Genomic DNA, 12,024 nt, shown 5'->3' on the forward strand with positions numbered 1-12,024 from the left:
CCCGAGGTGAGGGCGACGAGCCCGGCGCCGAGGATCTCCTCGCGCTGGGAGTCGTCGAGGAACGCGAGCATGCACTTGCCCGAGCTGCCGGCGTGCAGCGGGAACCGGCGGCCCAGCTCGACGGTCATCTTGATCTCGTGGGTGCCGACGACCTGGTCGAGGTAGACCCGGCCGCGCGGCACCGGGGTGGAGAGCGTGACGGTCTCGTGGGTCGCGTCGCGCAGTTCGCGCAGCAGCGGCAGCGCGGCCACCCGCAGGTCCGACTCGCGCAGCGCCCGCGCCCCGATCGCGGCCGCGGCAGGCCCGAGCCGGTACTCGCGGCTGACCGGGTCGAGCGCGACCATCCCGCGCCCCACCAGCGACACCAGGATCCGGTGCACGACGGCCTTGGAGAGCTCCAGCTCGCGGGCGATCCGGGAGACCCCGAGCGTCGAGGGTCCGTCCACGAAGAGCAGCAGCACGTCCGCCACCCGGGACGTGCCCTCCGTGCCGCCACCCATCTCGGCCACCGTCGACCTCCTCGGCTCGTTCGTACCGTTGACCGAAACGCAGGGTGACCCGCGGGGCCGTCGGGCGTCAAGCATCGCCCCTGCACCGTTGCACTCGACGCGTGGAGCTGCTCAGATGTCGACCAGGCGCCTCGACCGGGCGTTTCTCCCAGCGGAACGGCGAGGCGAATGGCGGACGTCGACCTGCTCGTCGCGGGCGCAGGCGGTGGTCTGGCCGGGGCACTGCGCGCGGCGCAGGCGGGCTGCGACGTCGTCGTCGCCGAGGCGAACCCGCACTACCGGCGCGGCAACAACACCGCGATGTCGACCGCGATGATCCCGGGGCCCGGCAGCCGCTGGCAGCGCGCCGCGGGCATCGAGGACTCGCCGGAGCGCTTCCTCGCCGACGTCGCCGCGAAGACCCACGGCGAGGCCGACCCCGCCGTCGCCGGCACCCTCGCCCGCCTCGGCGCCGAGCTCGTGGAGTGGCTCGCCGACCGGGTCGGGCTGCCGATCGAGCTCGCCGACGTCGACTACCCCGGCCACTCGGTGCACCGCGTCCACACCGTCCCCGGCCGGCACGGCTCGGCGCTGCTGCGCGGGCTCGCCGACGCCGCGGAGGCCGACCCGCGGATCGACCTGCTCGTCCCGGCGCGGCTGGTCGGGCTGGAGCGCTCGACCGACGGGGGCTGGCGGGCGCGGCTGCGCCGACCCGACGGCGACGAGGAGGACCTGACCGCGCGCGGCGTCCTGCTCGCGACCAGCGGCTACGGCGCCGAGGCCGACCTCGTCGCCACCCATCTCCCCGAGATCGCCGACGCCGCCTATCACGGCAGCGAGTACGCGACCGGCGACGCGCTCCGGCTCGCGGGCGCCCTCGGCGGCGCGGCGAGCACCCTCGACGCCTACCAGGGCCACGCCGGGCTCTCGGCCGCCGCGCGGACGCTGGTGACCTGGACGACGGTGATGGCGGGCGCCGTCGTCGTCGACGCGGACGGGAGGCGCTTCGGCGACGAGACCGTCGGCTACTCCGAGTACGCCGCGATGCTCGCCGCCCGGCCCGGGGCGCGCGGCTGGGTCGTGCTCGACGCCCGCATCGACGCCGCGACCCAGGGGTTCCTCGACTACCGCGACGTCGTCGCCGCGGGAGCGCTGCGCTGGGCGGACACCCTCGAGGAGCTTGCGGCCCGGATCGGGGTCGACCCCGCGGTCCTGGGCGCGGAACTGGCCGACGCGGCCGCCGTCGCGCGCGGGGAGACGGTGGTGGACCGGGTCGGGCGGCGCCGGGTCGCGGCCGCGCTCGAGCCGCCGTTCGCCGCCGTCGAGATAGTCCCGGCGCTCTTCCACACCCAGGGCGGGCTCGCCGTCGACGAGCACGCCCGGGTCCTCGACGCCGCGAACCCCGCCGGGCGTCCCCTCGGTGGCCTCTTCGCCTCGGGCGGCGCGGCGGTCGGGATGTCCGGCCACGGCGCCGCCGGCTACCTGGCGGGCAACGGCCTGCTGCCCGCGCTCGGCCTGGCCTACCGGGCCGCCGAGCACCTCTCGTCCGTGCTGTCGGAGAAGGAGATCCCCGCATGAGCCACGACCTCGTCGTCCGCAACGTCCGCGTGGTGCGGCCGGGGACGCAGGAGTCCCCGCTCGCCGACATCGCGGTCGACGGCGGGCGCATCACCGCGGTCGGTCCCGACCTCGGCACCGACGCCGCCGAGGTGCACGACGGGCGCGGGCAGCTCGCCTTCCCCGGAGTCGTCGACGCCCACCAGCACTGGGGCATCTACAACCCGCTCTCCGATGACACCGGCACCGAGAGCCGGGCCTGCGCGCAGGGCGGGGTCACCACCTCGCTGACCTACATGCGCACCGGGCAGTACTACCTCAACAAGGGTGGCTCGTACGCCGACGTGTTCCCCGAGGTGCTCGCCGCGTCGGAGGGGCGCTCGCACGTCGACTACGCCTTCCACCTCGCCCCGATGCAGGCGAGCCACATCGACGAGATCCCGATGCTCGTCGACGAGCACGGTGTGACGTCGTTCAAGATCTTCATGTTCTACGGCAGCCACGGGCTGCACGGGCGCTCGAACGCCCAGAACGACTTCCTCATGATCCCCGAGGGCGAGCGCTACGACATCGCGCACTTCGAGTTCGTCATGCGCGGCATCCAGCGGGTCCGCGAGCAGCGCCCGGACATCGCCGAGGCGATCTCGCTGTCGCTGCACTGCGAGACCGCCGAGATCATGACCGCGTACACGAAGATCGTCGAGCAGGAGGGGACGCTGTCCGGGCTCGAGGCCTACAGCGCCTCCCGGCCGCCGCACTCCGAGGGGCTCGCGGTCACCATCGCGTCCTACCTGGCCCACGAGACCGGGCTGCCGACGATCAATCTGCTGCACCTGTCGTCGGCGAAGGCGCTCGAGGCCGCGATGCTGATGGCCGCGACGTTCCCGCACGTCGACTTCCGCCGGGAGGTCACCGTCGGGCACCTGCTCGCCGACGTGCACACCGCTGACGGCATCGGCGGCAAGGTCAACCCGCCGTTGCGCCCGCGTGAGGACGTCGAGGCGCTGTGGCGCCACCTGCTCGCCGGCGACGTGTCCTGGGTGGTCTCGGACCACGCGTGCTGCAAGGAGGCGACGAAGTTCGGGGACGATCACGACGACGTCTTCGCCGCCAAGTCCGGGTTCGGCGGCACCGAGTACCTGCTGCCCGGGCTGGTGGGGGAGGGGCTCAAGCGGGGCCTCGCGCTGCCGCGGATCGCCGAACTGGTCTCGACCAACCCCGCGCGGCGCTTCGGGCTCGGTACCAAGGGCGATCTCGCGCCCGGCTTCGACGCCGACATCGCGATCGTCGACCCCGACACCTCGTGGACCGTCGACCCGGCCGCCTCCGAGTCGACCCAGGAGTACAGCCCGTTCCGCGGGCTGGAGATCGGCTCGACGGTGACGCGGACGTTCCTGCGCGGTCGGACGGTGTTCGCCGACGGGGCCGTCGTCGGGGGGCCCGCGGGGCGGTACGTGAGGCGACCCTCGTAGGTGCGCTGCGCGCTCGTGAGCACTACATGGGGCTATAGCCCCCTTGAGTGCTCACCAGGCCGGAGGCCACCTAGCACCAGGTCCAGCAGCCGGCCCACGCGCGCACGGTCGTCGGACCCCTGGGTCGCGACGAAGATGCCAACCAGCATCGTGACGACGTCGTCGGCCTCGACGTCGCCACGCAACGATCCGTCCGTCGCGCCCGCGGTGAGGAACGTCCCGACGGCGTCGCCGATCGACTCACGGGGGGCGGCCACCGTGCCGTCGGCGACCATCGCCCGGAACGTGTCGGCCATGCCGCGCTTGGTGGTCACGAACTCGGCGTAGCGGTCCATCCAGGCGCGCAGCGCGACGGCGGGCTCGTGCGCGGCGAGCAGGCCGTCGACGCTCGCGCACACCGCGGTCAGCTCGGTGCGGTAGACCGCCTCGACGAGCGCCTCGCGGGTCGGGAAGTGCCGGTACAGCGTGCCGATGCCCACCCCGGCGTCGCGGGCGATCTTCTCGAGGGTCGGGTCGTCCCCGGCGGCGAAGCCCGCGGTGGCGGCGTGCAGCAGGGCGTCCCGGTTGCGGCGGGCGTCGGCGCGCAGCGGGGGAGACGGATCAGCCATGAAAACGGAGGCACCTCCGGTTCTGTGCTAGCGTCGGGCCCGTGAGCGGAGGGACCTCCGTTTACCGCGGCCAGTCTGCCACCGTGCGAGGGGAACCACCATGACCAGCCCGTCCAGCACCTCCGACATGGCTACCCGCCCGCACCCTGGCGGCCTCGCGACCCTCGCCGGCCGGTCCGTGGCCCGGGTCGGCTACGGCGCCATGCAGCTGCGCTGGGCCGAGCACGACGACGAGCCGGTCGCCGTCCTGCGCCGCGCGGTCGAGCTGGGCGTCGACCACGTCGACACCGCCGAGTTCTACGGGCACGGCGTGGTCAACGGCCGCATCCGGAAGGCCCTCGCGCCCTACCCGGAGCACGTCGTGCTGGTCAGCAAGGTCGGCGCCACGCCGAACCCGGGCGGCGAGATCGAGCTGCGGCTCGCCCAGCGCCCCGAGGACCTGCGCGCCCAGGTGGAGGACAACCTGCGCTCCCTCGGGACCGACCGCGTCGACGTCGTCAACCTGCGCCGCGCCGACGTCGCGCCGGGGCTGGTCGCCGAGGGCGATCAGATCGTCGACCTCGACGACCAGCTCGCCACGATGGTCGCGCTGCGCGACGCGGGCAAGATCGGCGCGATCGGGCTCTCGCACGTCTCGGCCGAGCAGCTGCGCCACGCCCTGCCCGCCGGGATCGTGTGCGTGCAGAACGCCTACAGCCTCGTCGACCGCAGCAGCGAGCCGGTGCTCGAGCTGTGCCGCGAGCAGGGCATCGCGTGGGCGCCGTACTTCCCGCTGGGCGGCGGGTGGCCCGGGATGCGCCAGGTCACGGACCTGCCCGGCGTCGTCGCCGTCGCCGGGCGGCTCGGGGTGACGCCCTCGCAGGTCGGGCTCGCCTGGGAGCTCGCGCGGTCCCCGCAGGCCCTGCTCATCCCGGGCACGCGCAGCGTCGCGCACCTGGAGCAGAACCTCGCCGCGGGCGACGTCGTGCTCGACGACGAGGCGCTGGTCACCCTGGAAGGGTGAGACTGTCGAATCGCGGGGGGCGGTGACGACACCCGGGTGACACCGACCTCCAGGAGAACCCCGTGACGACCTTCGTCCTCGTCCATGGCGCGTCCTCCGACCACCGCTACTGGTCCCGGGTGGCGCCGCTGCTCGTCGCGTCCGGGCACGACGTCGTCGCCCCCGACCTCCCGCTGGCCGACGACACCGCCGGCTTCGCCCAGTACGCCGACGCCGTCGTGAAGGCGGTGGGAACGCGGGGACCGGTGGTGCTCGTCGGCCAGTCGATGGGCGCGTTCACGGTGCCGCTGGCGGCCCGCCGGATCCCGACGAAGCTGCTGATCCTGCTCGCGCCGATGGTCCCGATGCCGGGCGAGACGGCCGGGGCCTGGTGGACCACGACCGGGCACCGGGCGGCCGTCGAGGCGCACGCCGCCGAGCTGGGGCTGGATCCGGCGCGGCTCGACCCGGTCGGCGATCCGTGGACGACGTTCTTCCACGACCTGTCCCCGGACCTCGTCGCCGAGCTGGAGTCCGCGGGTGCGCCGGTCCAGTCGGGGGCGGTGTTCGGGCTGCCGTACCCGCTGGAGCGCTGGCCGGACGTCCCGACCCGCGTGGTCGCGGCGCGCGACGACCGGCTGTTCCCGCTGCCGTTCGTGCGTCGGCTCGCCTCCGAGCGGCTCCGGGTGCAGACCGAGGTCGTCCCGGGCGGGCATCTCGTGGCGCTCGGCCACCCCCAGGAGGTGGCGACGACGCTGCTGCGCCTGGCCGGGGAGATCGGTTCCGGCTGAGGCGTGCGACGGTGGGGGGCGTGGCTGCTCCGGACACCGATCAGAACGAGGTCGCGCGGGCGCGGGAGCTGATCGCGGGAGCGCGGTCGGTCGTGGCGCTCACCGGGGCCGGCGTCTCCACCGACTCCGGCATCCCGGACTTCCGCGGGCCCCAGGGCGTGTGGACGCTGAACCCCGCGGCCGAGCGGATCTGGACCTTCGAGCACTACCGCGACGACCCCGAGGTGCGGCGCACCGCGTGGCAGGAGCGGCTCGAGCACCCGATGTGGTCGGCGACGCCGGGCCGGGCCCACGACGCGCTCGTCACCCTGGAGCGCTCCGGGAAGCTGCGGGCGCTGCTGACCCAGAACATCGACGAGCTGCACCAGGCGGCGGGGTCCTCGCCCGACCGCGTGCTCGAACTGCACGGCACCAACCACCACACGGTGTGCCTGGGCTGCGGTGCCGTCGCGCCGATGGCCGAGGCGCTCGACCGGGTGCGCGGGGGCGAGGACGACCCGCCGTGCGCCCGCTGCGGCGGCGTGCTCAAGGCGACGACGATCATGTTCGGCGAGAACCTCGACATGGACGTGATCACGCGGGCGCGGGAGGCGGCGCTCGGGTGCGACGTCTTCCTCGCCGTCGGGACCTCGCTGGGCGTGCACCCCGCGGCCGGGCTGGTCGACGTCGCGCGGATGGCCGACGCCGAGGTGATCATCGTCAACGCGGAGCCGACGCCGTACGACCGCGTCGCGAGCGTCGTGCTCCGCGGCGGGATCTCCGAGGTCCTCCCCGCGATCGTGGGGTGAGCCGTGAGGGCGCCGACTTGCGCTGGAGTGCACTCGAAGTCGTAGCGTTCTCGCCGTGCCTGGATCGATCTTGGGAACGGCCGTCCGCCGCGTCGAGGACCCGGAGCTCATCCGTGGTCAGGGAACCTACGTCGACAACATCGTCCCGGTCGGAGCCCTGCACGTGGTCTTCGTCCGCTCCCCGCTCGCGCACGCGCGCCTCGAGGGCGTTGACGTCGCCAAGGCCCGCGAAGCACCCGGCGTCGTCGCCGTCCTGACCGCCGAGGACCTCGCCGACGTCCCTGACCACCGCCCCTTCATGGTGCTCAACGACGCCTGCGCGCGGCCGCTGCTCGCACGCGGGAAGGTGCGCTTCGTCGGCGACATGGTCGCGGCCGTCGTCGCCACCACCCGCGCCGACGCCGTGGACGCCGCGGAGCTCGTCGAGGTCGACTACGACCCGCTCGGCGCCGTCGTCGATCCCGAGGCCGCCCTGTCCGGCGGCGCCCCGCTGCAGTTCGAGGAGCTCGGCTCCAACCTGGCCGCCGGCGTTCGCGACCCCGACGACGTCCGCCCGCTCGACGGCGCCGACGTCGTCGTCCGCGCCCGGATCGTGAACCAGCGCCTCGCCGTCGCGCCGATGGAGGGGAACGCGGTCACCGCGACGCCGGGCGGGCCCGGGGAGCCCTACGACATGACCGTCCACGTCTCCACGCAGATGCCGCACGGCCTGCGCGGCCAGGTCGCGGCCCAGTGGGGCTGGGACCCCGAGCGGGTGCGCGTCGTGGCCCCGCACGTCGGCGGCGGGTTCGGCGGCAAGGCCGGGATGGCGCCCGAGCACGCCGTCGTCATCGAGACCGCGCGGCGGCTCGGACGTCCCGTGACCTGGACCGAGACCCGCTCGGAGAACCTCACCGCGATGCCGCACGGGCGCGGGCAGGTGCAGTACGGCGAACTCGGGCTGCGGCGCGACGGGACGATCGTCGGGCTCCGGGCCCGGGTGGTCGGCGACGCCGGGGCGTACGCCGGCTTCGGCGGCGCGCTCGCCCTCGGCCCGACCCGCAACATGGCCCAGGGCGTCTACCGCATCCCGACGATCGCCTACGACGCCGCGGCCGCGCTCACCACGACGACGCCGATGGGCGCCTTCCGCGGCGCGGGCCGGCCCGAGGCCGCCGCGATGCTGGAGCGGCTCATGGACATGGCCGCGGTCGAGCTCGACCTCGACCCGGCGGAGCTGCGCCGGCGGAACTTCCTCGCGCCCGAGGAGTTCCCGCTGACCACGGTCACCGGCTCGCTCTACGACTCCGGCGAGTACGCGAAGTCGCTCGACAAGGCGTTGGAGCTCGCCGGTTACGCCGACCTGCGCCGTGAGCAGGCCGCCCGCCGCGAGCGCGGCGACCGCGTGGTCCTCGGCATCGGCCTCGCGGTCTACGTCGAGGTCACCGCAGGCGGCGCCGCCCAGGAGTACGGGAAGGTGACCGTCGACGACGACGGCGGGGCCACGGTCGCCGTCGGGACCTCCGCTCACGGGCAGGGGCACGCGACGTCGTTCGCGATGATCGTCGCCGACCGGCTCGGCATCCCGATGGAGCAGGTGCGCTTCGTCCAGTCGGACACCGCGGCCGTGCCGCACGGCGGCGGGACCGGCGGCTCGCGGTCGCTGCAGCTCGCCGGTTCCAGCGTCCTGGTCGCCGCGGACACCGTGCTGGAGCGGGCCCGCGAGGTGGTGGCCTCGGCGCTGGAAGCCTCGCCGGAGGACGTCGTGGTCACCGACGACGGCGCGCTCGGGATCGCGGGCGTGCCGGACCGGTCGCTGACCTGGCGCGAGGTCGCGGCCGCCGCGCACGAGCAGGGGGTCTCGCTCGCCGAGGCCCGCGACGAGTCCCAGCCCGGCGCCACCTACCCGTTCGGCGCGCACGTCTCCGTCGTCGAGGTCGACCTGGACACCGGGCGGGTCGTCCCGCTGCGCCACGTCGCGGTCGACGACTGCGGCCGGGTGCTCAACCCGACGCTCGTCGCGGGCCAGCAGCACGGCGGGCTCGCGCAGGGCATCTCGCAGGCGCTGTGGGAGGGCTTCTCCTACGACGAGGACGGCAACCCGACGACCGGCTCGTTCGCGGCCTACCTGCTGCCCACCGCCGTCGAGCTGCCGACCTTCGAGGCCGCGAGCACCGAGACCCCGACGCCGTACAACCCGCTCGGCGCGAAGGGCATCGGGGAGGCCGCGACGGTCGGGTCCACCCCCGCGGTGCAGAACGCCGTCGTCGACGCGCTCGCCCCGCTCGGCATCCGCCACCTCGACATGCCGCTGACCCCGGACCGGGTGTGGCGCGCGGTGCGCGACGCCGAGGCAGGCACCGTCGCCGACCCGTGGACCGAGCCCCCGTCGTTCTTCGCGGACCTCCCGGTGCGCGGGGCGTCCGCGGATCCGGAGGCGGCCTCGGTCGACGTGTAGGTGGCCTTCGGCCTGGTGAGCACTCAATGTCGCGATAGCCCCGTTCAGTGCTCACGAGCCGGAGGCACCTTGGTGTAGATGGAGGGTGCGGACGCGGCTCCCGGGGAGCACCATGCCCGTCGTGATCAGCCACGGGTGGTGGGGACGGCTCGCGCCGGTGCTCGTCGGGGCCGTGATCCTGGCGGGGTGCTCGTCGGGGTCGTCGGGAGGGACCGCGGCGGGGTCCTCGGAAGGTCCGGCCGCTCCGCCCGCGCCGGCACCGGCCACGGTCGCGCCGTACCCGGCCCCGTCGGTGCCCGCCTCGGGTGCGGGGCTCGTCCTGCCGCCGGTGGCCGGGGCACCGGCTCCACCGCCCGCGCCGAGCGGCGGGGTGCGGCCCGGCGCCGACTGGACGACCTACCACGGTGACGCCACCCGGACCGGCTACGTCGCCGCCGGTCCCGACCCCGCCAACCCGGCGCTGGCTTGGCAGACCCCGCTCGACGGCGCGGTGTACGGCAGCCCGGTGGTGGTCGCGGGCGAGGTGGTGGCCGCGACGGAGGGCGGGTCGGTCTACGGCCTCGACGCGGTGACCGGTGCCATCCGCTGGCGCAGCCACCTCGCCGATTCGCTGCCGGGCTCCGCGCTGCCCTGCGGCAACATCGACCCGATCGGCATCACGGGCTCGCCCGCGGTCGACCCCGGTACCGGCCAGGTGTTCGTCGCGACCACCGAGGCCGGCGTGCACCACCAGCTCTACGGCCTCGACCCGGCGACCGGAGGGGTCCGCAGCAAGCGCGACGCCGACGTGCCCGGCGTGGACCCCGCCACCCACCTGCAGCGCGGCGCCCTGCTCGTCTCCGGCGGGACGGTCTACGTCCCCTACGGCGGCAACTACGGCGACTGCGGGCAGTACCGCGGCAGCATCGTCGGGCTCCCGACGACGGGCACCGGTGCCGCCCGGACGTTCATCGTCCCGACCTCGCGCGAGGCGGGCATGTGGGCCGCGTCCGGGCCCGCCGCCCTGCCCAACGGCGACCTCGTCGTCACCACCGGCAACGGCGAGGCGACCTCCGGCGACTGGGACCACAGCGACTCGGTCCTGCGCCTGACGTCCGGGCTGGCCCTCGTCGACGGCTTCGCCCCGGTCGGGTGGGCGGAGGAGAACTCCGTCGACGCCGACCTCGGCTCCATGGGCCCGGTGCTGCTGCCCGGCACCCACACCGTGCTCGCGGCGGGGAAGGGCGGCGGGGTGTTCCTCGTCGACCTCGCGGCGATGGGCGGGGTCGGCGGGCAGAAGGGCGAGCTCACCGGCTGCGAGGCGTACGGCGGCGGTGCGGCCGCCCCGGTGCAGGGTGGCGGCACCGTGGCCTACCTGCCCTGTTCGTCCGGCCTGCTGCAGGTCCGGGTGGGCACGAACGGCGCGCTGAGCAAGGGGTGGCAGGCGCCGTCACAGGTCCAGGGGTCGCCGCTGATCGTCGGGACGACGGTGTGGTCGCTGCAGCAGGACGGTGCCCTCATCGGGCTCGACGCGGCGACCGGGGTGGAGCGGGCGAGGGTGTCGGTCGGGGACGCGACCCGCTTCGCCACCCCGGCGCTGAGCGGGAACGCGCTGTTCCTGCCCACCAGCCGCGGGGTGTCGGCGGTGCGCATAGGTGCCTCCGGCACGTGAGCACTTTCTGGTGCTATAGCACCGGAAAGTGCTCACGTGCGGAGCACCTCGCGCAGCTCGCTGAACAGTTCCGCCCGGCTCTCCGACCCGAGCCGGCGACGGATCCGGGACACGTGGTGCTCCACCGTCTTGGCCGAGAGGAAGAGCCGGGTCGCGATCTCGCGGTAGGTCAGCCCCTCGAGGACCAGCGCCGCGATGTCGTGCTCCCGCTCGGTCAGCGCAGCGGCCCCCGCGCGGCGGGCGTGGACGCTCGCGGTGGCGCGGGAGGCCTCGACGTCGGGCGCCGGTGCGGACGCCGCCGCGATGGGGGCCCGGCCCGCCTGCAGCGTCCGCGCGCAGGAGAGGAGGGCGGCCGAGTCGGCGCGGTCGGTGGTGCGGATCGCGGCCTCGCCTGCCATGCGGGTGCCGTCCCACCCGAGACCGACCGCGCGCAGCCCGGCCGCGGCCTGCGCGACCTCCTCGGCATCGACGTCGCCGTCGAGCACCGCGAGCCAGACGCGGGCGGCGCGGGCGGGCGCGGTAGCGCGGTCGTTGGTCGTGGCGGCGGCCTCGAGCGCCGCGGCGTGGGCCTCGGCGGCGGTGCCCTCGCCCGACGTGATCGCCGCGTGCAGGCCGGCCCAGTGCCACGAGGTGCCCCACGACGCGGGACCCCCGAGGGCGTCGAGCAGCGTCGTGGCCTCGGCGAGGTGCGGCTCCACCCAGCGGGTCTCGCCGAGCCGGGCCGCGGCGATCGCCAGCTCGCCGACCGGCAGCAGGCAGTACAGATCCACGGGATGGCGCAGCAGGGCCTGGCGGGCACGGGACCACAGCTCGAGCAGGCCGCGGGTGTCCCCGGCGCGGCGGGCGAGGGCGACCTCGAGCGCGACGGCCGTCAGCTCGTCGCGGGGCTCGGCGGCGCGCGCGAGGTCGGAGGTGGCGGCCAGCGCCGTCCGCGCGGCCTCCTCGTCGTCACGCATCAGGGCGGCCCACCCGCGCAGCAGGAGGTGGCGGCGACGCAGGGCCGGTCCGCCGAGGTCGGCGTCGACGGCGAGGTCGAGCAGCGGGTCGGCGAGCTCCGGCTCCCCGCGGTGCAGCGCGAGCAGGGCGCCCAGCGCGGCGGGGGAGTCGCCCATCGGGGAGCGCTCCACCGCCGAGGCGAGCGCGGTCGTCGCGCGGACGAGCAGCGAGAGCGCCGTACCCGCGGAGCCGTCGACCGACGCGAGGAGCCCCTGCGCGGTGAGCGCGTCCGCGGTGTCGCGCAGGCCGGGCAG

10 protein-coding genes are annotated in these 12,024 nt (G+C 75.1%); 7 read left to right on the forward strand and 3 right to left on the reverse strand.

Annotated features, from left to right (window positions below; all coding sequences use genetic code 11):
* Positions 1–500 (reverse strand): IclR family transcriptional regulator (locus VGI02_RS21575; RefSeq protein WP_331630728.1); only part of this gene is annotated, 500 nt, incomplete at its 3' end.
* A 177-nt stretch (positions 501–677) separates the two neighbouring features.
* On the opposite strand from VGI02_RS21575, the gene VGI02_RS21580 reads away from it, so the two are divergent.
* Together VGI02_RS21580 and VGI02_RS21585 are read left to right on the forward strand one after the other, a co-directional pair.
* Complete coding sequence (locus VGI02_RS21580; protein WP_331630712.1) at positions 678–2,066, forward strand: FAD-dependent oxidoreductase; 1,389 nt, start codon at positions 678–680, stop codon at positions 2,064–2,066.
* Positions 2,063–3,517, forward strand: coding sequence for a dihydroorotase (locus VGI02_RS21585; RefSeq protein WP_331630714.1), 1,455 nt, complete (start codon positions 2,063–2,065; stop codon positions 3,515–3,517). Before VGI02_RS21580 ends, VGI02_RS21585 begins: the two co-directional genes overlap by 4 nt.
* Positions 3,518–3,549: 32 nt before the next feature.
* Here VGI02_RS21585 and VGI02_RS21590 read toward each other — a convergent pair whose 3' ends face one another.
* On the reverse strand, positions 3,550–4,125 hold the full coding sequence (locus tag VGI02_RS21590; RefSeq protein WP_331630716.1) for a TetR/AcrR family transcriptional regulator: 576 nt from the start codon (positions 4,123–4,125) through the stop codon (positions 3,550–3,552).
* A 127-nt stretch (positions 4,126–4,252) separates the two neighbouring features.
* Here VGI02_RS21590 and VGI02_RS21595 point away from each other — a divergent pair, with 127 nt between their 5' ends.
* From VGI02_RS21595 to VGI02_RS21615, 5 genes are all read left to right on the forward strand, one after another.
* On the forward strand, positions 4,253–5,128 hold the full coding sequence (locus VGI02_RS21595; RefSeq protein WP_331630730.1) for an aldo/keto reductase: 876 nt from the start codon (positions 4,253–4,255) through the stop codon (positions 5,126–5,128).
* 62 nt (positions 5,129–5,190) lie between these two features.
* Entirely contained in the window at positions 5,191–5,898 is a 708-nt protein-coding gene (locus VGI02_RS21600) for an alpha/beta fold hydrolase (RefSeq protein WP_331630718.1), read from the forward strand.
* Positions 5,899–5,918: 20 nt separating this feature from the next.
* Positions 5,919–6,686, forward strand: coding sequence for an SIR2 family NAD-dependent protein deacylase (locus tag VGI02_RS21605; protein ID WP_331630720.1), 768 nt, complete (start codon positions 5,919–5,921; stop codon positions 6,684–6,686).
* Between the two features lie 55 nt (positions 6,687–6,741).
* Positions 6,742–9,123 (forward strand): xanthine dehydrogenase family protein molybdopterin-binding subunit, encoded by a 2,382-nt coding sequence (locus tag VGI02_RS21610; RefSeq protein WP_331630722.1) that lies wholly within the window; start codon positions 6,742–6,744, stop codon positions 9,121–9,123.
* 121 nt (positions 9,124–9,244) lie between these two features.
* A complete protein-coding gene (locus VGI02_RS21615) occupies positions 9,245–10,774 on the forward strand; it encodes a BamB-related PQQ repeat family beta-propellar protein (protein WP_331630724.1) in 1,530 nt (509 codons plus the stop codon).
* A gap of 32 nt (positions 10,775–10,806) precedes the next feature.
* Here VGI02_RS21615 and VGI02_RS21620 read toward each other — a convergent pair.
* A partial coding sequence (locus VGI02_RS21620; protein WP_331630726.1) for a LuxR C-terminal-related transcriptional regulator occupies positions 10,807–12,024 on the reverse strand: 1,218 nt, incomplete at its 5' end.

It is taken from the genome of Actinomycetospora sp. (assembly GCF_036497245.1).
Lineage (GTDB): Bacteria > Actinomycetota > Actinomycetes > Mycobacteriales > Pseudonocardiaceae > Actinomycetospora.